This is a genomic window from Holdemania sp., assembly GCF_986127675.1.
Genome location: NZ_CFQZWI010000005.1, coordinates 39,441 through 61,838 on the forward strand (window position 1 = coordinate 39,441; position 22,398 = coordinate 61,838).

Genomic DNA, 22,398 nt, shown 5'->3' on the forward strand with positions numbered 1-22,398 from the left:
GTGTGATATTGCGCGATTAAAAATCTTGAAAACGTGTAAAATAAGTTCTTTCTATGGTATACTGAAACCAAAAGGATATTGCCGATAAATACGGAGGTGTGTTTATGAAACGGAAAATCTATGATACGCTTGTCCAATGGAAACGTGAAGATGCAGGACATACCGCTATGCTGATCGACGGAGCGCGGCGGGTAGGAAAAAGTTATATTGCTGAGGAATTTGCGAAAGCTGAATACCGAACTTATATTCTGATCGACTTTAACCGGGTCTCTAAAGAGATCACGGATTTGTTTGAGCATTACCTCAATGATTTGGATACTTTTTTTCTTTATTTATCAAATTACTATAATGTCCGGTGTTATGAACATAATACGCTCATTATCTTTGATGAAGTTCAGCTTTTTCCAAGAGCTCGCGCAGCGATTAAGTACCTTGTGGCGGATGGTCGTTATGACTATCTTGAAACAGGTTCTTTAATGTCAATTAAAGCGAATATTAAAGATATCGTAATTCCTTCAGAAGAACGGCATGTTAAAATGTTTCCTCTTGATTTTGAAGAATTTCTCTGGGCACTGGATAATGAGATGTTCATGGACCTCATCCGCAAATGTTTTGAAGAACGCCGGCCGATGGGACAGGCGCTCCATCGGAAAGCGATGGACTATTTTAGGCAATACCTCATTGTTGGGGGAATGCCTCAAGCCGTAGAGACTTATATTCGTACAAAAGATTTTGACCGGGTAGATCGGATAAAACGAAATATCCTGGAACTTTACCGGGCAGATATCATCAAACATGCACAGGGATATGAGATGAAAGTAGAACAAATTTTTGATGATATCCCCTCGCAGCTTCAAAAACATGAAAAGAAATTCAAACTATCCTCCTTAAAAAAAGAAGCCCGTTTCAGAGATTATGAAGAAGCGATTTTTTGGCTGTCTGACGCGATGATAACCAATATCGCCTACAATTCAACAGCGCCTGTGCTTGGCTTAAAACTCAACATGGAAAGGATGACATTAAAATGTTATATGGCTGATACCGGGCTTCTGATCAGTCATGCTTTCGATGAAAATGGAATTGTCAGTGAAGAAATTTATAAAAAACTTCTATTTGATAAATTGGAATTTAATAAAGGGATGATTGTGGAAAATGTTGTTGCACAAATGCTCACCGCTAGCGGACATAAGTTATATTTTTACTCCAATTCTTCCCGGAATGATGCTTCCAGCCGTATGGAAATTGATTTTTTAGTGGCGAAAAGCAAGATTACCAATCGGCACAATATCTCACCGATTGAAGTTAAGTCAAGCAAGAATTACACTCTGACCTCTTTAAAGAAATTCTGTTCTCAATACAAAGAACAGCTGTATATCCCGTATGTGCTGCATCCAGGTGATCTGAAAGAAGAAAATGGAATCACTTATTTACCGCTTTACATGACGCCTTTCCTATAAAACTCCGGTTCTGACTCCCGCATGAGAGCGGGAGTTTGTCGTTAAATCATGGAAAAATCTGAAATCAGGAGAAGTTGAAACACGCAGTGTTCCTGCTTATCCTGTTATCCCTTTTCGTGATTGAGTAAGAAAACCTATTGCAGTGGGATCGAAAAGAAAGCGGCGATTCCTAAATGGAAATCAGTCTGCCGTTTCCATTTTGTTGATATAAGCGGTGAGAAATGGAGATCACAGTACGGTTGAGCGAAGCCCGGCGCAGCGCTTCCATGACCAACGCTTCTGTGCCGCTGTCCAGATTGGCGGTGATTTCATCCAGAAGCAGGATTCGCGGATCAGCTGCAACCGCTCGGGCGATCGCTAACAGCTGCAGCTGACCCTGGGAAAAGAGCGCTGGATCCCAGGGCGTCGCGAGTCCCTGCGGCAGCTGGTCAATGACCGAGTCCAGACCGACTAACCGCACGGCCTCAGTAATTTGATCGGCGGTGATCGTTTCGTCAAACAGGGAAATCTGATCGCTGACTGTGCCGCTGACCGGCCGCAACGTTTGTTCCACATAGCCGAACAAGCGCCGTTTCTGTTGGTCGCTGATCTGATCGGCTGGCGTGCCGAAGATCGTAACGGATCCCTGCTGAGGCGAATACAAGCCGAGGATCAATTTAAAAATTGTGCTTTTCCCGGCTCCGGTCCGGCCGGCCAGCGTGACTGTTTCCCCTTGGCGAACACGGAACGAACAATCGCTCAGCACGATTTCTTCCTTTTCATATCCAAAGGTAACGTGATTCAGCGCCAGCGCCGGTTCATCGGCCGGCAGGGCGGATAGCGCCAGTGTTGTTTTGGGCTGTTTTCGCTGCGGCTGGCGGAAGAAGGTCTCGATCCGCTGAATGCCGGCAACCGCCGATTGGATGTTCTCAATTTCCATGCCGATGTTTTCCAGGGGAGTGAAAATCTTACCGACATAAGCCGTCACGGCGACCGCTGAACCGACCGACATGCCGAACAACGATTGCCAGTCTCCGGACAGCGTGGCTAGAACCATCATGACGGCGATGACAGCGCTGCTGCTGAAAACGATGATCGGCGAGTAGACGGAATCATAGAAATTCGCTTTTTCCAGACTTTGATAACTTTGCTGCAAGTGCCGGTCATACCGCTTTTCCATCATTTCCTGCTTGTTCAGCGAGCGGATCATCCGCAGGCAGTTCAACGTTTCCGGAACGAGATGGTTGACCTGCGCGATCGCCGCCCGATTTGTTTTCTGAGCCTGCAGCATCCGTTTTTGAAAATGTCGGGTCAGGGCGAACAACAACGGTGTGATCACGATCAGAATCAAACCCAATCCGAGGCTGCGGGTAAAGATCATGATCAAAACTCCAATCACTTTCAAGCTGTCGGCAGCCATGTTGAGGACGCCGTCGTCAAACAGCGCGCTCAGCGCATCGACATCGTTAACCAACAGAGAAACGGTTTTCCCCGGATCCTCACGCGCAAAACAGGCAGCCGGCAGAGTATCGAGTTTGGCACACAGATCCTGACGAACCTGCCGGGTGATTTTCTGTCCGGTCCGGGTGATCAGCGCCGTCTGCAGAGATTCCAGCGCGCCGGCCAGCGCCAGAAATAGAAAATATGCCAGCGCCAGCGGAAAACCGATGGACTGCCGATGGGTCAGCCGGTTGACGATTTGCTCGAGCACCAACGGCGGAAGCAGGGCGGCGCCCGTCCCGGCCAGAATCACGATTACCAGCAGCGAGAGGAACAGGCGCTGCTGGACGATCACGGTGCGGACGCTGGCTTTCAGCGTCAGGGAAGCGTTATTCTTTTTCATCGTCGGCGCCTGCTTTCTTCTGCTGCTTTTCAACCAGTTGGGCATAAGCGGGATTCTCCGCCATCATCGTCGCAGGATCGGCGACTCGGGCAGTGCCGTTTTCCAGCCAGAGCACCTGATCAAACTGGGCAAAATGGACCAGACGATGGGAGATCAGCAATATGACCCGGTCTTGGGCCAGCATGCGCAGATTGCGCAGAATTTCAGCTTCCGTGGCGGGATCGACGGCGGAAAACGGATCGTCGAGCACCAGCACCGGACAAGGCCGGGCCAAGGTTCGCGCCAGAGCGAGGCGGGCCTGCTGACCGCCGGACAGACGCGTCCCCTGATCACCGATTCGAGTCTGAAGTCCTTTGGGCATCGTGGCAACTTCTGCGTCCAGCGCTGTGAGCTTTAACCAGGACATGCAGTCCAGATTCTCGCCAAGCTGAAGATTTTCTTCAATCGTGTCGCTGAGCAGCTGCGGGGCATGGCCCAGATAACCGACCAGCCGGCTGATCTGCACGCTGTTGAGCTGCGATATTTCCAGACCGTTGATCTGCAGGCTGCCGGTGTAGGACAGTTCGCCTAAGAATAACCGGCCCAACGTTGACTTTCCGCAAGCCAGAGGACCGGTGATCCCGATGATCTGTCCCGCCTGAGCCTGCAGCGTCAGATGCTCAAACAACGGCGGCTGATGGGGATAAGCGAAGGTACAATCTTCAATTTTTAACTTGACGGGGCCGACAGCGGGCGGCAGGGTTGAATCAGGAAGGATCACCGGCTGCAGCTGCGGCTTGATCCGCTGCCAGGATACCTTCGCTTTCTGAACCGCATTGAACAGCTTGGCGGCATGTGAACTCTTTAATGCCAGCCGGGTAAAACAGGCCAGATAAGTTGTAAAGGCGGCGATATCCCAGACGGCCCAGCCAACGCCCAACATGTTTTGTGCGCCGCGGATCAGAACAAACAGGACGCCGATCATCGCGATGATGTTGTACAGCGGCTGCATCGCGTTTTCCCAGACATTGGAAACGACGGCGTTTTTTTCAACGACGGCCAGTTGTTTTCCGATTGCCTGATTCCGTTGATTTTCACAGCCGAAGACACGGTAGGTCAGCGCATTGCTCACCCGATCGAGCATCATCGTGTTAAGCTGACTGACGCTGATTTTGTAAGCCGCTGCGCTGCGGGTGATCGGATGTTTCAATTTCTCCGCCAAAAAGGCGGCCAGCGGCATGAACAGGCAGGCTAAAAGCGTAAGCCGAACGTCGTAAATCAGCAACATTCCCAGATAGGCGATCATGACCACGCCGGTATCGAACACCTCCGTCGTAAATTTGCGCATGCCTTCGGCGCACGCGTCGACGTCGCTGATGGCCTTGGTCATCAGGCTTCCGGCCTCATCCGCACTCAAAGCGGCGGGATTTTGATAAACGAGATTGCGGTACAGCACCCGCCGCATCGAACGGGCCGTATCATTGGCAAAACGCCGGACCCCGAACCGCTTAAGACAACGCGCTCCCTGGACAATCAGGATCACCGCCAGATACGCCAGCGCCAATCCCGCCATATTGGCCCCGGTTTTTTCTTTCGCCAGAACCGCCGTCAGACACAGGGTAAGCTGTCCCTCAAAAAAGGGCCCGGCCGTCAGGCCGAGGTTGTAAAGAATACCGGAAAACGCGACGCCGGTCAGGACGCCCCGCTCCTGGTAAAAATAGGTGCTCAGCCGATCAGGCCGGCGCTGCGCCTTTGATTTGTTTGCCATGGATCAATCCTCCTTCGGGGAATCCAGCCGCTGGCTCACATGTGGAAATCCAGCTTGGCTTTCCTTTTTGCAGCGCAGATACAGCCGGTTTAACAAGCTGACGAAGACCTCCGTTTCCGCTTCGCTGAACTCTTCCAGCAGCCAGGCGTAAAATTCGGCTTCAATCGCGGCTTTGGACTGCTTTAGAGCATCTGCCTTCGCTGTGGCCATTAAGCGCCGGGCCCGCTTGTCGTCAGGATCCAAAGTCCGGATCAGATAGCCTTTCTGTTCCAGATTGGCCGCCCGCCGCGCGCAGGCTCCTTTGTCAATTCCAAGCACGCTGCGGACGCCCGCCTGAGTGATGCCGGGATTTTTCCGAACGACGTGAATGAAATCCAGTTCCGCCGTTCCGAGACCTTCTGCTTTTAACGAACGGGTGGTGAACTTGCGGACTTCGCGGGCGATTTTGGTTATTTTTCGAGCTGTTTGATCCATGATCAGAACTCCTTTCTATATTCATAACGATTGTGAATGTGCTGGATGCGAATGGAAAACGCAGAAAAGCAAACTAGATAAACACGAAAAAGTAAAAAATGGATGATACTACATCTAAGTTGATGATAACCCCTCTGATTTTCGATGTCAATTTAAAAATGCCAGTCCGACGCCGCGGGTTCTTACTCGAAATTGGGCAAAGAAAACGTCAGGCAGGATAAAGCTTCATTTAACGCTTTATCCTGCCTGCTTCTTTGTATGGATATTCTATGTCTACCCGAAACCGAGTAAGAACCACGCCGCGCTGCGTCATTTTTGTTTCCACTTTGTGAAATTTGGGAAATCGTCAAAACCTGAAATCAGCGCGAATCAGATCAGTCCGATTTCCGTCATGAATTTGTAAGACTTCGTCAAGTCGTTGTCATTGAGTTCCCGAATGATTTTAGCTAAAATGAACATACAGACAGTTCAAATTTTGAAAAATGTCTGACAAGCCGAAAAGTGGACGACAATAAAAAAGAAAGCGGAAAATTTAAACTTTCTGCGCTTTTCAATGATCTTATAAAGGGGTAGAAATTTTCTATCGTACGGAAAGGACGATTGGATAGAATGAAAACACAGAATAGAAGAAAAAGAGGACGCCGGATTAATAAAGGAAATCTGGCGATTCTGATGGTGATCGCCATTGTCGCGCTGGTCTTGATCGGAGCCGGAGGGGCCTGGCTTCTGACAAACCGCGAGCCGTCATTTCTGAAACCGCAGATCTCTTCCTCGGAGAAACTGAAGGATAAAAGCAAGGATGTTCTGCTTGCGGTCTATTATCCGCAAAGTGCCGACAGTACCTTTCAAGAGGCACTGGCGCACAACGCCGAGACGCTTTTCAACGACCTGAAGACGCAGACCGAGGGCTATCAAAAGGAAAAGAAACCGTTGATGATCAAGGCGGATTATCAGATGAATGTGAATCAGGATCGTTATGTGTCATTGGAATATACGATTTCACGGAATGAAAATGAAACGGTACAGGAACAACGGCAGTCGTATTTGTATGATTTAAGCGAACATCACTGGATCGATTCTTCGTCATTATTCGATGAAGACGCGCTGAAATGGCTGTCGGCGAATCTGCGGGCTCAGCTGAAAGCAGACGATCACTGGAAAGAGACTGCATACACGCTGCCGCTGATCGAAGCGACGGCCTGGGATTCTGGCAATTTTGCGGATTTCACATTGCGGGATGGCACGTTGATCTTCAATTTTCCAGCGGGCAAACTGGGAGAAAACGCCTACCGCTGGGAGTTTCCGATATCCAATCTGGGCGAGCATTTCCTGCTGGATCTCGGGCAGGGTACATTGCCGGAAAATAACGTCCGGATTGCGCCGCGGGTGATCGATCCTGATAAACCGATGGTCGCGCTGACCTTCGACGATGGGCCGCATCCGACCAACACGCCGCAGCTGATCAATCTTCTGCAGCATTACGACTCCGCCGCCACGTTCTTCATGCAGGGCATGCGGGTGGAGAAATATCCGGAAACCACACTGATGGTCATCAACTCCGCCAGCGAGGCGGCTTCTCATTCCTACAATCATCCGAAGCTGACAAAGCTGAAGGGCGACAATTTGTTATTTCAGCTCAACCGCACGACCGAACTGGTGCAGGAGCTGACCGGCTGGCAATATACGATCAAGCATTTCCGGCCGCCTTACGGCGCGGCGAACGCAACGGTGAAAGAAAACTCCGCTTATCCGTTAATCATGTGGAGTATCGACACGCTGGATTGGAAAACCCTCGACCCGGTACAGACGGTGGAGAATACCATGGCCGCGGTCAAGGATGGCTCGATCGTTCTGATGCATGACATTCACGCGGAAACGGTGACGGCGGTCGAATCGCTGCTTCCGCAGCTGATCGACGCGGGTTATCAGCTGGTCACCGTCGATGAAATGCTGCAGGCCAGGGGCACCGAGGTTTACAATGGCCAGCGCGTCTTCAGTGCTTATGACGTGAAGGATTAAAGCCAGGTTATTTTTTGAAACACACAGCGATCACATAACAACGGGCGGAACAAACCCGTTGTTTTTAAAAGGAAGATTCTTTAGAAGGAAGATTCTTTATCCGGATAACAAAGTTTTAACTGTCAAGGGCTGTCGTTTATTGCGATCGGCCATTGAACTGAGGAGGAGACGCAATGATGAAGAAAAGATGGCGATCAGCGTATGCTTTGAGCTTCGCTATCGTTCTGTTTTATCCGTTGTTTACGCCGCCGGCAGTTACGTTGGCTCAGATCGAATCAAGTTTCGATTTGGAACAAGCGGACGAGCTTTACGAACTGTTCTTCAATCTTCCGCATCTGCATTTTCAGACGAACAAGGTGTTCAGCATTCAGAACTTGACCGCGGATCCGGATGAACTTTACGATTACATCAATCTGGAAGTTTCAAGCACGCCTCAGTTCCACAGCTATATTCTGAGAAAAATTCTGGAAATTCAAGATAAAACCGTTGCCACGACGCGCTTTCTGGAGAAGGATACCGAGGTGCTCGTTAAACTTGTTGAGACTGATTTCCATACCGGGGACACCGGGAGTTTTGCTTATTCCAGTATCGCTTATTTTCAGGTGGAGGGACTTTATTATGCCGCCGCGACTTCAATTTGAGGAAGGCGGGAAGCGCGGCCGTTCAGCGCCAGCGAGATCGCTGCGCTTGAGGAACAGGCGGTCGCAGAAGTCCGAAAGATCGTTCGACAAATACAAAAAGGGAATTCCACGAATTGAACGGGAATTCCTTTTAAGTTGAGTCCATGAGGGAGCCTGCCGGACACTGCGGTATAAAGGTAAAAGCCATCCTGCAGGATTCACTTGCGGAGTGCGATCCTCGTAGTCCTTTTCAGGAATGGTTTGTTGATTCAACGTGCATCTGGCCCAGCGTTTCCGCCAGCGGCGCCTGAATACAAAGATCGGCGTTATCGTCCATTGGCGTTGCCGTCTTATTGATGACGACGAGCTGATCGCCGGTGAAATACCGCACCATCCCGGCAGCCGGATAGACTGCCAGCGAAGTGCCGCAGATGATCAATACGTCCGCCTGCCGGATCCAGGTTAACGCTTTGTCCATGACAGATTCGTCAAGCGCTTCCTCATACAGAACGACGTCCGGTTTCATCAGACCGCCGCAGATCGGACACCGCGGCAGATCCTTCGTATTCAGAATAAAATCCAGACCTTCCTCATGATGACAGTGCACGCAGTAATTCCGCATGATTGAGCCGTGCAGCTCCGCGACGTTTTGGCTGCCGGCGAGGGTATGCAGATTGTCGATATTCTGCGTCACGACGCCCAGACACCGGCCAGTTTTTTCCAGCTCGGCCATCAAGCGGTGAGCGGCGTTGGGCCGGGCGTTGGGATAAAGCATGCGGCTGCGGTAAAACCGGTAGAACTCTTTTGGATTCGCCTTGAAAAAATGATGACTGATGATTTCCTCCGGCGGGTAATCGTACTGTTGGCGATACAGTCCATCGACGCTGCGGAAATCCGGGATGCCGCTTTCCGTGGACGCGCCCGCGCCGGTAAAAAAGACAATGCGCCGGCCCTGATCAAGAATGCTTTGCAGCGTTTGCAGCGTTTCTTCCATGATGATCCACTCCTTTTTCTAAATCGCTTGCAGATTTTTTTTATGATTTTTGTTCATGATCCTGTTTTTAAATCGAGTTTTCAAGCTTTTCCGGTTTCGTTTGGGTTTCGTTTCGGTCCGCGCCCGGATTGCTTTACACTTTTGACGGGGATCGTTTTTTTGGAAAACCGAACTGTTTCTTTCGAACCTGTTTCTATTTTACCACGGTTTGACCCGCGCGTTATAATAAAGACGAAGAAGGGATGCTTATGCGCGCTGGTTATCTGAAGTCGGGCTTAATGATGGAGGCTCCTGTGCCTTATGGAAGTTTTCATGCGGCGATGATCGGGGTGACGGTAGTGTTTGCGCTTGGCGCGTGGCGGCTGCGGGGGATGAATGAAAGCCGCAGACAAAAGCTGTTATTCTGTCTCGGCGTTCTGTTGGCAAGCGGGGAAGTTCTCAAGCAGCTGTTCCGCTTTCTGATCGTCGATCAGGGCGTCTATAACTGGTGGTACTTCCCGTTTCAGCTGTGCAGCATGCCGATGTATCTCTGCCTGCTTCTGCCATTGCTTAAAAAAAGGCGGAAAACGATTATCACATTTCTGGCAAATTATGCACTGCTGGGCGGAATTGCCGTATATCTTGATCCATCCGATATGATGAGCCGGTATGTGTTTCTGACGCTGTTCTCGTTTCTGTGGCACGATCTGCTGATCGTTATCGGCATTCTGTGCGGAACCAGCGCAGCGATGGAGGATGATGTTTGGGGCGCGGTGAAAATGCTCGGACTGCTCGCAGGACTTACGGGGATCGCGGAAATCCTGAACCTTGTCCTTTCCCGATATGGTGAATTGTCGATGTTTTATCTCTCACCCAAGCTTGCCAATACCCAGCTGGTATTTCGCGAGATCGCCCGGCTCTGGGGGATTCCGGCGGGGAATTTCTGTTATTTTCTGGCGATGATCGCCGGCGGCTTGATCATTCACGGACTGTGGCGGCGGATCCGTCGGAAACAAACGTCCAATCCTGCTGCGTGAAGTTTGAGTTTTAACGGAAAACACGGTACAATAAGCGCGGTGAAGAAAATGAATTTTCAGGAAGAACTATGCGCATGGTATAAGATCCATCATCGCGAGCTGCCATTCCGCCAGACCCGTGATCCCTATGCAATCTGGGTCAGCGAGATCATGGCGCAGCAGACGCGGATCGATTCCATGCTTCCGTATTACAGGCGCTGGATGGAGCGCTGGCCGACCGTGGAAGCGTTAGCCAAGGCGCCGATAGAAGATGTGCTGCATGGTTGGCAGGGGTTAGGCTATTATAACCGGGCGCGCAAGCTGCATGAGGGCGCGAAGGTTGTGGCCGGGCGCTATGGCGGAATCTTGCCGGCCGATGTCGAACAGCTGCGCACGATACCCGGGATTGGCTTTTACACTGCCGGGGCGATCGGCAGCATCGCTTACGGCCTGCGCGCACCGGCCGTCGATGGCAACGTCCTGCGGGTGACGACGCGCGTGCTCCGATATGGCGAGGATATCACGAAGAAAACGACGGTTGATTTTGTTTGGCGTCAGGTGTACGACTGGATGGAGGGCAGCGATCCCGCGGTGTTTACCCAGGCGATGATGGAGATCGGCGCGCTGGTCTGCACGCCGAAAAATCCTCAGTGCCTGCTTTGTCCGTTAGCGCCGATGTGCGGCGCGGGGCAGGATGGCAGCTGGCGTCAATACCCAGTCAAGAAAAAGGCGAAACCGCCGCTGGAACTGCAGCTGTATACGTATTGGATCGAGAACGATCAACATCAGATTCTGCTGAGCGACGACTGGTCGGACGGGCTGATGGAAGGACTGTACCGTCTGCCGCAAAGCGCGGTGCCGCTGGAACTCACGGATCAGCTCGATTATAAGGGACGGCGCAAGCATGTGTTTTCCCATCGTGTGTGGAATATGGAATGTTATCGCGGACAATGGAACAATCAGGTCAACGAAGCGCTGCCGGAGCATTGCTTCTGGATCGCTGAAGATCAGCTGGACACGATACCGATCGTCGGAGCCCACCGCAAATGGCTCAACGTGGGTCTGGCTGAGGAAGCCGGATCAACGCCAGAGAAAGCGGAACCGGCGTCCCTCAAGCCGCATGCGGAAGACATCGCCGTAAGGAAACAAGCGCCGCTCTTGGCGGAAGAGCCGTCAGTGCTTGCAGAAAGACAGAAACCGGATTGCTCCCGGTTTGAAACGAAGTAAAAAGAAAGGATAAAAGGAAAACATCATGAAAGAACGGGTAGAACGACTTCAAAAGAAAATGCAGGAGGAAGGGCTGCGTGCTTGTGTGATTTCCGATCACAGCGCGGTCGAATATTTTATCGGGCGCCGCTTCTCTTGCGGCGAACGGCTGATCGCATTGGTCGTTACGACGGAAGGATTGCCGAAGCTGGTGCTTAACGAGCTGTTTCCGATGACCCCTCAGGCTGACTTTGAGCTTGTCCGCTACAACGATACCGAGGATGGGGTGCAGGTCGTTTCCCAATTCTTAAGCGGGAAGGTCGGGATCGACAAGTTCTGGTCCGCAGGCTTTCTGATCCGTCTGATGGCGCTGCGCCCGGATCTGGAAATCGTCGACGGCAATCTTGTCGACCGCATCCGCAGCGTTAAGGATCCGTCCGAGCAGGCAAAGATGCGCCAGGCTTCGCTGAATAACGATAAAGTCATGGCACGGGTGCGCGAGCTGATCCAGGTGGGCAAGAGTGAGAAGCAGCTGGAACAGGAAATCAACGCGGCATTCAGGGAACTGGCGGACAGCGATCCGTCCTTCGACACGATCGTCGCGTTTGCGGAAAACTGCGCCGATCCGCATGCCGTGCCGTCAGATAAGGTTTTAGAAGAAGGCATGTCGGTGATCGTCGACATGGGCTGTCAATTTGAAGGGTATTGTTCGGACATGACGCGGACATACTTCGTCGGGCAGAACACAATGGAAGAGGTCTATGAGACCGTGCGGCGGGCGAATCTGGCGGGAATTGCGGCAGTGAAGCCGGGCGTGCGGTTCTGCGACATTGACCGGGCCTGCCGTCAGGTGATTGAGGAAGCGGGCTATGGTTCATATTTCATCCACCGTACCGGACATGGGATCGGTTTAAGCGTGCATGAACCATTCGACGTCAGCGCGGTCGATGAGATCGTCGTTGAGGAAGGCATGTGCTTCTCGATTGAACCGGGGATCTATCTGCCGGGTGTCGGCGGGGTACGGATTGAGGACCTTGTGCTGGTGACCAGTGACGGCTGCGAGGTACTCAACCATGATCCGAAGGATCAGCCGGTGTTATGAATTTTGGCTTCTATGCCTTCTGGTTTGTGAACCTGGCGGAAATCGTGTTGTGTCTATGGGATAAATTCTGCGCCCGCACCCATCGCTGGCGGGTTCCTGAAAGGGTGTTTTTTACGCTCGCTTTTCTGGGCGGCGCACTGGGGCTGGCCGCAGGCATGATCATCGCTCATCACAAGGTATCAAAACCTTCGTTTGTCCGGATTGCAGTTCTGGCGGGGCTTGAAAATCTGATCGCCGCGGCCGTGATTCTGGCTAACCTCAAATAATTTTGAGATTGTATTTCTCATTTGCCGGAAAATTTGTTACACTGATGATAATGTGAGGTACACGTGGATGAACATGAAGTGGAAAATCACGATGATGGGAAAGTTTACGCTTCGGGTGCGGGGAAAGGAAATCAACTTCGGGGCTTCAATGGGAAAGCAGATCGCTTCCATTTTCGCCTATTTGATCCTTCACCGCGACCGGGCCATCACCAAGGAACAGTTAATTGAAGTATTCTGGCCGGACAGCCGGAATCCGCTGAACGCGCTGAAGTTCGCCATTTTCCGCTTGCGCAAAGCGCTGGAAGAACTGCCGGGCGGAGGCGGCCGGGATTGGATCCAGACCGTCCGGGGCGGTTACCGATTGAATCCGTCGGCGGATTTCGATCTGGATATTGCGCATCTGGACAAGATTGCGCTGCGGCCCGACTGCGGCGACGCCAAAACGTTGACGAGCTTAATCCAGGGCGAATTTCTAGCGGATCTGGAAGACGCGTGGATTGTGGAGGAACGGGAAAAACAGTGGCAGAAAGTTCTGAACATCACCGATAAAATCGCGGAGGATCTGGAACAGAACGAGCTGGTTCAACAAGCGCAGAATTTATACAAGGCGCTTTTGGCAGTCGAACCGTTTAACGATCAGGTCAACTATCTGATGCTCCGGGTGATGATCCGACAGCGGCAATACAACGAAGCGATTCATTATTATGAACAGGTCGCGGCGGCGTTTCGGAAGGAGTATGGAATTGAATTCCAGGGCAAGTCGCAGGCATTGATCTATTTTATCAGCGTGGAAAACGGCGAAGCGGTGACGATGGAGGAACTGGTTTCTTCCCTGAACGAGGATATCAGCGAACCGCTGGCGTTTTTCTGCGATCGATCCGTTTTTCAAAAGCTGTATCAGGCGCGGGTGCGGGAAATTCAACGGTCACGGGACAGCTTCTATCTGATGATGATGGAACTGCGGAGCATTAAAGGCGCGCAGCCGGAAAACGATCAGCTGGAATATCTGAGCCGGGTGTTGGAAAGCGAACTGCGCAGCAGCGATATTTTCTGCCGGATTTCCAGAAGTCAGTACGCGGTGATGATGAATCTGCGGCGGCAGGAAGACGGCGAGATCGCGGCGCAGCGGATTTGTACGCGTTTCCATAAGCGCTATCCGGCCGATCAGGCAAAGCTGCAATATTATGTCTGTGAAATTCAACCGCAGACCTTGCCTAATGCAGCCTGATGCCTTGCGGCTTGAGTATGACGGCCTGACGCTTGAATGCGGCGGATTTTAAGAAGAAACGAACAGCCGGTTTCCTGAAAATGACGGACCCGGCTGTTTTTTTGCGTTCTTTTCTTATCAATGCGTTTTTGGCCTTGTCCGATTTGTAAAACCCGGCGGTTAAAAGCCAGTCTGCCGCCAGCTTCGCCGCTGCCGCAAAGCTGGCGCAGGGCAAAAAAGGAAGGACTTACGGTGGATAGGAAAGTGAAGATCGGCAATAACGTAGAAAAAGTGAAGATCTGTGATAACGTCCAAAAAGTGAAGATCGGCGATAGCGTCCAAAATAAAAACGCAAACGTCAGGTTTGCGCTTTGACAGAAGGCTTCAATGCTGGGAAATCCCGGTTGTATGTCGGAGTTTCATTTCGAAAACTGCCGCTTTAACAGCGCTTCTTTCAGCGGTTTCATAAAAGTCCTGCCAATCGGAATATGCTTACCGTTGGAAAGCAGAATTTCATTGCCGCAGATCTGTTCGATATGCCGGAATGCCACGATGTAGGAACGGTGGCATTGGAAGAATTCATCCGGCGGCAGCTGGGACAGCACTTCCTGCAGCTTTGCGTACATTTCATAGTGGTCATGCGTGGTTGTGACGATAATCTTACGCAGTTCCTTTTCGATGCAGAGAATCGAATGAATCGGAATCGGAATGACCTGGCTGCGGCTGCGAAGCATGAAGCTGACACCGGCCTGGGCTTGTCCCAGCTTGTTCAGCGCCCGGTCCAGGGCATCCGGCAGCCGCTGCGCCATCTGCGATTTCAGGACGAAATACAGATGTTCGGTTTCGTAAACGTCGGAAAAATACTCCAGATAACTGGAAATGAAAATAATCTGCGCTGAGGGCTGGACCAGATTGATTTGTTTCGCGACCTCGATTCCGGTGATGCCCGGCATCCGGATATCCAGAATATAGAGCTGGATTTCGTAGGATTCCAGGTCTTTCAGCAGCTGTGCGCCGCTGTCCCAGGGGTGAATCTCAGCTTCGATTTCCCGCATTTCGCACAAACGCCGGAGTTCCTGCGCGATCATACGCAGATGGAGCGGATTATCGTCGCACAAACCGATACAGAGCTTCATAGGCTTCTCTCCTTTGAATGTGCATTTATTATATCATTTTCATCTGTTCAAAACATTGAATTTTCAGATAATTACCAAAATGGAAGGAAGATCTGTTCACAAAATAAACGATATTCAGTGGTTTTAAAAGCGAAAAAACGGATAAAAAACGCTCTTGCCAGTGATTAAAGCTTATTTCCGACAGCTTCAACTTCCCGGCTTTTGAAGCGTGAAGGATGTTCAAGGATACAGGTGGGCAGCCATGTCGGAAAATCAGCGGCCAGCTTGCAAGGCATTAGTCCGCAAAGGGCGGCTTTGCCGATTCGTCATTTAACGAAGCCAGCGCAGCTTCAGCAGCTTCCCGCAGTTTTGCCTTCAGCGAAGAGGGCTGCAGGATTTGGACCTTCCGGCCAAACTGAAACAACCAGCCCAAAAAGGGCGGGGCGACGCTCAAAGTCAAATTGACATCAAAATCCTGATCGGTGATGCGCGTGATCATGACGTCCTGACCGAACCGATCGAAAACGGTATTCGCCAGAGATAAATCAAAGCGCAGCGTCATGTTGACGGGGTCGCTGGCGTACATGCCGAAGCTGCGGGCGGCATATTCCTTCAGATCGAAAGGAATCCGGGGCAGCGGTTCGCTCCTCAGCCGGATCTGTTCCATTTTATCCAGCCGGTAATGGGAGAAGCCCTGATGATGAAACGAGTAGCATACGCAATAATACCGCTGGTTTTCACGGATCAGCGCGTAAGGAAAAAGCTGATAGGACTGCGACTGACGGCGGTAGCGTTTCTGTTTATGCACGGTGATGTCAAAGTACCGGAACTCGATTTCCACATTTTCGCGCAGCGCCTTCAGGATCTGATCAATGTTGCCGAGAATGTCGACGTCAGAATCGCGGCGGGCCGGCAGAACCGGCGTTAACTGCGGCTGCTGATAGCGCGAACATTCCTGCCCCAGCGTCGCGTTGAGCTGTTCCGCCTGGTCAGCGGAGAGAATAGCCAGTGAGCCGACGGCGTCGCTGAGCAGTTTCAGCTGCGCGAGGGTGTAGCGCCGGCGCAGCCAGTAGCCCCGATTTTTCTGATAGCGGATATCCCAGCCTGCCTGACGCAGAATATCGAGATCGGAATACACGGACTTGCGCTCGGCGCTGATCCCTTTCTGATTAAGTAAGGCGATGATTTCATCACATTTGATCGGATGATCGCTGTCTGTTTCCTGTTCAAGCAGACGCAGGATTTCCAACAGCTTTTGTTTCTGCGACCGCTGATTCGCCACGAAAGATCCCCTCCTGATTAAAATTTCTTAAAAATATTGTATCACTGTCCGATTAATCGGACAATGAAAAATCGCGGCTGTGGTATGATTAGGACGCATTAAGGGAGGGACAAACGATGGAGTTAAAACATAAAGGAATGTTGGCGGCTGGCGGACAGCTGGCGGGAATGGGATATCTGATTTCCGGATATGGCAGCGCAGGAGTATTCCTGCTTGCGGTCACGGCTTGCGCGCTGGTTTTCTTTCAAACGGAGAGCCGCCGGCGCTGGCCGTGGAAAGCGGCGGTTTTATCCGGGCTGGCCGGCGGGGCGATTCTGGCGCTGCAGCCGATGGCTGGAAATCCGGGCTGGCAGATCGGGGTAGTCTTGAATGGCGTGATCGCGATGTCAGGATGCCGTTGGGTCGCTTCCATGAAAAAAAGCGAACGTCAGGAAATCCGCTGGTCGCTGGACTGGCTGACGGCGCTGGCCTTGTTGTTCTGCGGCTTGTTTTTTCTGATGCCTCCGTCGCTGCGCGTTCACGTCATGGAACCAGCGTATGCCCAGACCGGGTCAGTCTGGCCGCTTACCCTGTTTCCGCTGCTTGTTTTTATGCCTTATTTTCCGGTCCGTCTGCGCTTATGGGAAAGCCGGAGTGTGAATAAGGCCCGCGCCGGAGTGCTGAACGTAAAATAGTCTGGGCTAACCCGAACCTTTTGTGGTAAACTAATCACTCAAGGGAGTGAGTTCGATGACTGAATTTCTGATTAGAAAATTTGTTAACAATTATGCGCAGACTGAGGATCCGAAAGTTCGGGAGAATTATGGATTTCTGAGCAGCCTGACTGGAATTGCCTGCAACGTATTGTTGTTTGCGGTGAAGCTGGTCATGGGAACAATCGCCCATTCCATTTCCATCACCTCGGATGCGTTCAATAACCTCTCGGACAGCGCCAGCTGCGTCGTGACGCTGTTTGGCTACAAATTGGCGGCGAAGCCGGCGGATAAGGATCACCCGTTCGGTCATGGCCGGATTGAATATCTGACGTCGCTGGTGCTGGCGTCGGTCATTCTGATCGTCGGTTTTGAGCTGTTAAAAAGCTCCGTCATGAAGGTCATTCATCCGGAAACCGTCCGGTTCAGCTGGGTTGTGCTGATCTCGCTGCTGGCGTCGATCGGCGTGAAATTCTGGATGTGCGGCTTTAATCGGAAACTGGGCCGGCGGATTGATTCGTCGGTGATGCTGGCGACGGCGCAGGACAGCCTGAACGATGTGATCGCCACGGCGGCGACGGTGGTTTCTCTGGTGCTGTCAGCGTTTGTCAGCTGGCCGGTCGATGGAATTATGGGCGTGGTCGTTTCGATATTCGTCCTGTTTTCCGGCTACGGCATAATAAAAGATACGATCGGCGAGCTGTTAGGGCAGCCGGCAGATAAAGAGCTGGTGGGCAAAATCTCACAGATCATGCTGAGCCGTCCGGAAATTCTGGGTCTGCATGATTTGATCATCCACAGCTATGGTCCGGGTAATTTGATCGGCAGCGCGCATGCCGAGGTCAGCGCTCACGACAATCTGCTTCAGATCCACGATACGATCGACGAGGTGGAAAAGGCAATTTACGAGCAGCTGCACGTCATGTTTACGATTCACATGGATCCGATTGAAACGGATAATCAGGAGATTGAAGAAGCGCGGAAGATGATGCAGGAAATTCTTGCCCGGATTGACGAACAGTTAAGTTTTCATGATTTCCGGATGGTCAGCGGACCCACGCACACGAATCTGATTTTTGATATCGTTGTTCCGTTTGCGTGCAAGCTGAGTTTTGACGAGATCCGCGATCAGATCAATGCCCAATTAAGCCGGCAGAAGAAAAAGTGGTACACGGTCATCACCTTCGACCGCGATTACACCGGTGAATAAGCGGCGAAGAAAATGAGTACATCCGCCTTGAAGCGGGAAAGAAATATCAGCGAAGCCGCAGCCGCTGGAAAACAGGCTGCAGTGGTTAGCGCGGGCTGAAACGGAAAAGGAAAATGGCCTGAAAAGATAAGCGAAGCGGCACGTTGGAAAACGATGGGGAACGTTCAGCGAAGTTCACCCGTCGTTTTTATGATGGAGCGGACACGCCGGGGGCCGAAATCTGCTGCCAGGCGGCAAGAGCTTTGCCAACAATGAAAAAAGACCGGATTGTCCGGCCTCAGGATGAAGTTTGATTTTAAAGGAAGTCTTCTTTCAACATTGCGCTTGCGGAATGGGGTGTTGAAGCGTCCGCTTTGAGTTTCTGCCATAGTTCGTTCAGGCAGCTCTCCGCCTGCGTCAGATCCGTCAGGCAGCCATACAGAGCCTGACTTTCAGCCTGGATGCATTGATAGCTGTCGATAATTTCCCGGCAGTTTTGTTGATTGAGGGCGTCTAATCCCTGCGGATCGTCCAGCACGGCATTGACGACCTGCGGATCCAGCTGGCCCGCATCCCGCATCTCGGCTAGAATCTGGCATGAGCGTTCCAGCGGGTAAGCCTGTTTGTAACTGCGCTCCCCAGTCAAAGCGCTGAAGATGTCGGCGACGGCCAGAATCCGCTGGGGAAGCGTCAGCTGCTGGAGTGTTAGTCCGTCCGGATAACCGGAACCATCCAGCTTTTCATGATGACGCAGCGCGATATCGCAGATTTCCTCACTGACCCAGCCGTTCAGGATTGCCGCTGTTTTTTCCACATGCGTCTTCATGATTGTCATTTCCGCTGGGGTCAGCCGTCCGGGATTTTCCAGAATGTCCAGCGGAATGCCGATTTTCCCCAAGTCATGGAACATTCCGGCAATTTTCAGCGCCTGTTGATCATCAGCGGAAACGCCGCACCGGCGTCCCAGCTGCACTGCCGTCGAGGCGGTGATCATCGTGTGCGTAACCGTGTGGCGGGAACGAAAGTCGATGACGACGATCAACATCGTCAGCAGCGTTTCTATCTGGCGCGATGAAAATGGGAACTGCCGTTCCCGCTGAAACAGAAAATCCGGCCTCGCGGCCGCAACGGATTTCAGGTCGGCTTTCTCAGCCAGTTCCAGAAGCGCAGGATAAAACCAGCCTGCGTACTCCCTGCGGCGGATTCGTTGTAAAAATTGGGCGAGGGTTCCGTGACCATAGGTGAGAAAGATATCCAGACGGTCGCAGAAACTGATCAGACTGGCAGTCTGGGCTGTTCTGCGGTCAATTCCCGCTTCCAGCATTTTGTCATAGCGGCTGTGATGAAACATGACCGCGTCGGCCATCGTGGAAAACGGAGAGTAATGGTGCAGGAAAAGCATGCCGTAGATCGCATGATCCCAACACGTTTCTGTTTCAAACTGGATCATCCGCGCAATTTCTTCCGTTTTGTAAGCGCCGATATCATGCAGAAAAACAAGGCAGTCCAGATCCCGCCGGGTTTCTCCCTCGATCCCCGCGGCTTCCAGCAGCTGGTCGGCATAGGAAGCTGAACGCAGCTCATGGCCGATCAGGCGCGGATCGATCATATCGAAACAGTTCGCAAGCAGACCGAGAAGCTGCCGGGCGTTGATCTCTGTCAGAGAATTCATGCCTTATTCCTCCTTGTTATTCATTAAATAATAATCTAACCTGAATAAATGTAATTATAGCATTAAGCTGGGGGAAAAGAAAAGGAAGAAGGGATAGAACACGCTTTAGACAGGTGTTCTTCCATTTCTTCCTTGTTTTTTATCTGGGTTTTGATTGAAGCTTATTCCTGGTTGGCGCGGATCATCAGATCGCAGACCTGATTGGCATACGCGATCGGATCTTCAATCTTGTAACCTTCGATTAACATCGCCTGCGTATAAAGCAGATCGGTGTATTCGTCCATCAGTTCCGGATGCTTGTCATAAATCTTCTGCAGCGTCGCGAAGATCTCATGATCCGGATTGATTTCCAGAATTTTGCCAGCCTTGACTTCATTCTGGTTTGGCATCTGATTCAGGACTTTTTCCATTTCCATTGACAGACCTTCGTCGGAGACCAGGCAGACCGGATGGGATTTCAGACGGGAGGACAGGCGGACTTCCTTGACTTTTTCGCCCAGTGCTTCCTTCATCTTGTCCAGCATCGACTTGTTTTCCTGCGTCTTCTCCTCCTTGGCCTTCTTTTCTTCCTCATCGTCCAGATCCAGATCACCCTGATTGATCGACTTGAACTTCTTTTCCTTGTATTCCATCATGATGTTGGCGGCGAATTCGTCGACGTCGTCTGTGAAATACAGGACTTCATAGCCTTTGTCCTGGAGCTTTTCCATCTGCGGCAGCTTTTTGATCAGCTCGATGCTCTCGCCGCTGGCAAAGTAGATCTGATCCTGGCCTTCCTTCATTCGGGAGACATATTCGTCCAGCGTCGTGTATTCATCGTTGTGCGTGGACTTGAACAACAACAGATCCTGCAGCTGGTCTTTGTGCATGCCATAGTCCTGGTAAACGCCGAATTTCAGCGACAGACCGAAGTTCTTGAAGAATTCTTCATATTTCTCCCGATCGTTTTTCAGCATGTCTTCCAAGGTGTTCTTGATCTTTTTCTCAATGCTCTTGGCCAGCGTTTTCATCTGCCGGTCCTGCTGGAGGATTTCACGCGAGATGTTCAGATTCAGATCGTCGCTGTCGACCAGACCGCGGACGAAGCGGAAGTAATCCGGTACCAGATCCTTGGCTTTGTCCATGATGAACACGCCCTTGCAGTAAAGCTGCAGTCCCGGTTCATAATCGGCGCTGTAGAAGTTGTACGGTGTTTTGGCCGGGATGAACAACAGCGCGTTGTAGGACGTCGTGCCTTCCACGGAATAATGCATGACTTTGGCCGGATTTTCCCAATCCATGAATTTGTTCTTATAGAACTCGTTGTATTCGTCTTCCTTGATTTCCGATTTGTTGCGCTTCCATAACGGAACCATCGAGTTCAGCGTCTGGATTTCCTTTACCGTTTCCGGTTCGTCCTTGCCTTCGACGGTTTTGGTCGTTTCCACTTCCATCTCAATCGGCCAGCGGACATAATCGGAATACTTGCGGATCAGGTTTTTGATCGTGTATTCGTCAAGATATTCGTCGACCTTGTCGTCTTCGCTTTCTTCCTTCAATTCAAGGATGATCTTCGTGCCGACAGTCTCCTTCATGATCGGCGAAATGGTGTAGCCGTCCTCGCCGTTGGAGATCCAGGAATAACCCTGTTCACTCTGGGCGCTGCGGGTTTCGACGATGATCCGCTGGGCAACCATGAACGCGGAGTAGAAACCGACGCCGAACTGACCGATGATATCGACATCGCTGGTGCCTTCCTCCAGCTTCTGCTTGAATTCCAGCGAACCGCTGTGAGCGATCGTGCCGAGGTTGGTCTCCAGTTCCTCCTGGGTCATGCCGATGCCGCTGTCAGTCAGCGTGATCGTGCGGTTGTCCTTGTCCAGATCGATCCGGATTTTTAATTCGCTCTTATCGACGCGCTGATTTTCATCGGTCAGCGACAGGTAATACCGCTTGTCCAGGGCGTCTGACGCGTTGGAGATCAGCTCCCGCAGAAAGATTTCCTTGTTGGTATAGATAGAATGAATCATCAGATCCAAAAGACGCTTGGATTCAGCTTTAAACTGTTTTTTAGCCATAATGATTTCCTCCTTTTAGCACTCTTGATAAGTGACTGCTAAGATAATATAACACTTTTCCCCCGTCCTGACAAGTCCGCTGCGCTACTTTTCCACAAATTAAAATTTACCGGCTTTTCAGGAGACTGCAGGACAAAAGAAAAAGGAGGAAGATCACCCTTGAAGTCAGACGGAATTCTGTAAATGTCCGGTCAGTCTGTTTCGGCTGCACCTTTTCGCGTCTGCTCGATATGGGCGATGCAGCGCTGATCGCAGGGAGTCTTTGTGTAGGGACAACGCAGCGCGGCATGGCTGCAGCAGAGGAAAAGCAGAGCTTCCAGCCGGGGGAGATCAGTCTTTGCGTCGTTTGGCAGCAGGTTCAAATTAACCTGAAATGGATTTTCCATAAGCACCTCCTGGTCGAACTCTATTTTATCTCGGATAAAGAGAAAAATAAAGATTATCCATTAGCGAGAAATGGCAAATTTTTACGTTGTTTTACG

19 protein-coding genes are annotated in these 22,398 nt (G+C 51.4%); 10 read left to right on the forward strand and 9 right to left on the reverse strand.

The annotated features are described in order from the left end of the window. Positions 1-104: 104 nt before the first annotated feature. Positions 105-1,457: an ATP-binding protein gene (locus AC5OW4_RS01890; protein ID WP_195395592.1), complete on the forward strand. Its 1,353-nt coding sequence runs from the start codon at positions 105-107 to the stop codon at positions 1,455-1,457. Between the two features lie 169 nt (positions 1,458-1,626). Here the strand turns inward: AC5OW4_RS01890 and AC5OW4_RS01895 are convergent, their stop codons facing one another. Genes AC5OW4_RS01895 through AC5OW4_RS01905 form a run of 3 tightly spaced genes read right to left on the reverse strand, consistent with a single transcriptional unit; the run spans position 1,627 to position 5,500 of the window. Next, positions 1,627-3,279 carry an ABC transporter ATP-binding protein gene (locus AC5OW4_RS01895; protein ID WP_229056736.1) on the reverse strand — a complete coding sequence of 551 codons (1,653 nt, stop codon included), beginning with the start codon at positions 3,277-3,279 and terminating at the stop codon, positions 1,627-1,629. Further along, positions 3,266-5,026, reverse strand: coding sequence for an ABC transporter ATP-binding protein (locus AC5OW4_RS01900; RefSeq protein ID WP_493676577.1), 1,761 nt, complete (start codon positions 5,024-5,026; stop codon positions 3,266-3,268). The genes AC5OW4_RS01895 and AC5OW4_RS01900 overlap by 14 nt, the downstream gene beginning before the upstream one ends. A 3-nt stretch (positions 5,027-5,029) precedes the next feature. Next, positions 5,030-5,500 (reverse strand): MarR family winged helix-turn-helix transcriptional regulator, encoded by a 471-nt coding sequence (locus AC5OW4_RS01905; protein ID WP_195395589.1) that lies wholly within the window; start codon positions 5,498-5,500, stop codon positions 5,030-5,032. Between the two features lie 609 nt (positions 5,501-6,109). On the opposite strand from AC5OW4_RS01905, the gene AC5OW4_RS01910 reads away from it, so the two are divergent. After that, complete coding sequence (locus AC5OW4_RS01910) at positions 6,110-7,519, forward strand: polysaccharide deacetylase family protein (protein WP_195395588.1); 1,410 nt, start codon at positions 6,110-6,112, stop codon at positions 7,517-7,519. 176 nt (positions 7,520-7,695) lie between these two features. Beyond that, positions 7,696-8,160, forward strand: a complete 465-nt coding sequence (locus tag AC5OW4_RS01915; protein WP_493676578.1) for a hypothetical protein — start codon at positions 7,696-7,698, stop codon at positions 8,158-8,160. A 229-nt stretch (positions 8,161-8,389) separates the two neighbouring features. On the opposite strand, the gene AC5OW4_RS01920 is transcribed toward AC5OW4_RS01915, so the two are convergent. Beyond that, complete coding sequence (locus AC5OW4_RS01920; protein ID WP_072683710.1) at positions 8,390-9,133, reverse strand: NAD-dependent protein deacylase; 744 nt, start codon at positions 9,131-9,133, stop codon at positions 8,390-8,392. Positions 9,134-9,381: 248 nt separating this feature from the next. On the opposite strand from AC5OW4_RS01920, the gene AC5OW4_RS01925 reads away from it, so the two are divergent. From AC5OW4_RS01925 to AC5OW4_RS01945, 5 genes are all read left to right on the forward strand, one after another. Further along, positions 9,382-10,149 carry a TMEM164 family acyltransferase gene (locus AC5OW4_RS01925; protein ID WP_072683709.1) on the forward strand — a complete coding sequence of 256 codons (768 nt, stop codon included), beginning with the start codon at positions 9,382-9,384 and terminating at the stop codon, positions 10,147-10,149. Between the two features lie 48 nt (positions 10,150-10,197). Beyond that, a complete protein-coding gene (mutY, locus tag AC5OW4_RS01930) occupies positions 10,198-11,355 on the forward strand; it encodes an A/G-specific adenine glycosylase (protein ID WP_493676579.1) in 1,158 nt (385 codons plus the stop codon). A 25-nt stretch (positions 11,356-11,380) separates the two neighbouring features. Beyond that, positions 11,381-12,436 carry a M24 family metallopeptidase gene (locus tag AC5OW4_RS01935; protein ID WP_083538438.1) on the forward strand — a complete coding sequence of 352 codons (1,056 nt, stop codon included), beginning with the start codon at positions 11,381-11,383 and terminating at the stop codon, positions 12,434-12,436. Further along, entirely contained in the window at positions 12,433-12,702 is a 270-nt protein-coding gene (locus AC5OW4_RS01940) for a DUF1294 domain-containing protein (RefSeq protein ID WP_072683706.1), read from the forward strand. The genes AC5OW4_RS01935 and AC5OW4_RS01940 overlap by 4 nt, the downstream gene beginning before the upstream one ends. Positions 12,703-12,775: 73 nt before the next feature. Next, positions 12,776-13,930: an AfsR/SARP family transcriptional regulator gene (locus AC5OW4_RS01945; protein WP_159432753.1), complete on the forward strand. Its 1,155-nt coding sequence runs from the start codon at positions 12,776-12,778 to the stop codon at positions 13,928-13,930. Positions 13,931-14,328: 398 nt separating this feature from the next. Here AC5OW4_RS01945 and AC5OW4_RS01950 read toward each other — a convergent pair whose 3' ends face one another. Together AC5OW4_RS01950 and AC5OW4_RS01955 are read right to left on the reverse strand one after the other, a co-directional pair. Next, positions 14,329-15,045 (reverse strand): LytR/AlgR family response regulator transcription factor, encoded by a 717-nt coding sequence (locus AC5OW4_RS01950; RefSeq protein ID WP_072683704.1) that lies wholly within the window; start codon positions 15,043-15,045, stop codon positions 14,329-14,331. A 274-nt stretch (positions 15,046-15,319) separates the two neighbouring features. After that, positions 15,320-16,306: a helix-turn-helix transcriptional regulator gene (locus AC5OW4_RS01955; protein WP_072683703.1), complete on the reverse strand. Its 987-nt coding sequence runs from the start codon at positions 16,304-16,306 to the stop codon at positions 15,320-15,322. Between the two features lie 116 nt (positions 16,307-16,422). Here AC5OW4_RS01955 and AC5OW4_RS01960 point away from each other — a divergent pair, with 116 nt between their 5' ends. Both AC5OW4_RS01960 and AC5OW4_RS01965 read left to right on the forward strand, forming a co-directional pair. Continuing rightward, a complete protein-coding gene (locus AC5OW4_RS01960) occupies positions 16,423-16,980 on the forward strand; it encodes a hypothetical protein (protein ID WP_072683702.1) in 558 nt (185 codons plus the stop codon). 55 nt (positions 16,981-17,035) lie between these two features. Continuing rightward, positions 17,036-18,208 (forward strand): cation diffusion facilitator family transporter, encoded by a 1,173-nt coding sequence (locus AC5OW4_RS01965; protein ID WP_072683701.1) that lies wholly within the window; start codon positions 17,036-17,038, stop codon positions 18,206-18,208. A 295-nt stretch (positions 18,209-18,503) separates the two neighbouring features. Here AC5OW4_RS01965 and AC5OW4_RS01970 read toward each other — a convergent pair whose 3' ends face one another. From AC5OW4_RS01970 to AC5OW4_RS01980, 3 genes are all read right to left on the reverse strand, one after another. After that, positions 18,504-19,859, reverse strand: a complete 1,356-nt coding sequence (locus AC5OW4_RS01970) for an HD domain-containing phosphohydrolase (RefSeq protein ID WP_072683700.1) — start codon at positions 19,857-19,859, stop codon at positions 18,504-18,506. A 161-nt stretch (positions 19,860-20,020) separates the two neighbouring features. Beyond that, on the reverse strand, positions 20,021-21,916 hold the full coding sequence (gene htpG / locus AC5OW4_RS01975) for a molecular chaperone HtpG (protein WP_072683699.1): 1,896 nt from the start codon (positions 21,914-21,916) through the stop codon (positions 20,021-20,023). 191 nt (positions 21,917-22,107) lie between these two features. Next, the gene (locus AC5OW4_RS01980) at positions 22,108-22,302 is read right to left on the reverse strand and encodes a hypothetical protein (RefSeq protein WP_072683698.1); all 195 of its coding nucleotides are present in this window, start codon (positions 22,300-22,302) and stop codon (positions 22,108-22,110) included. Positions 22,303-22,398: the final 96 nt, after the last annotated feature.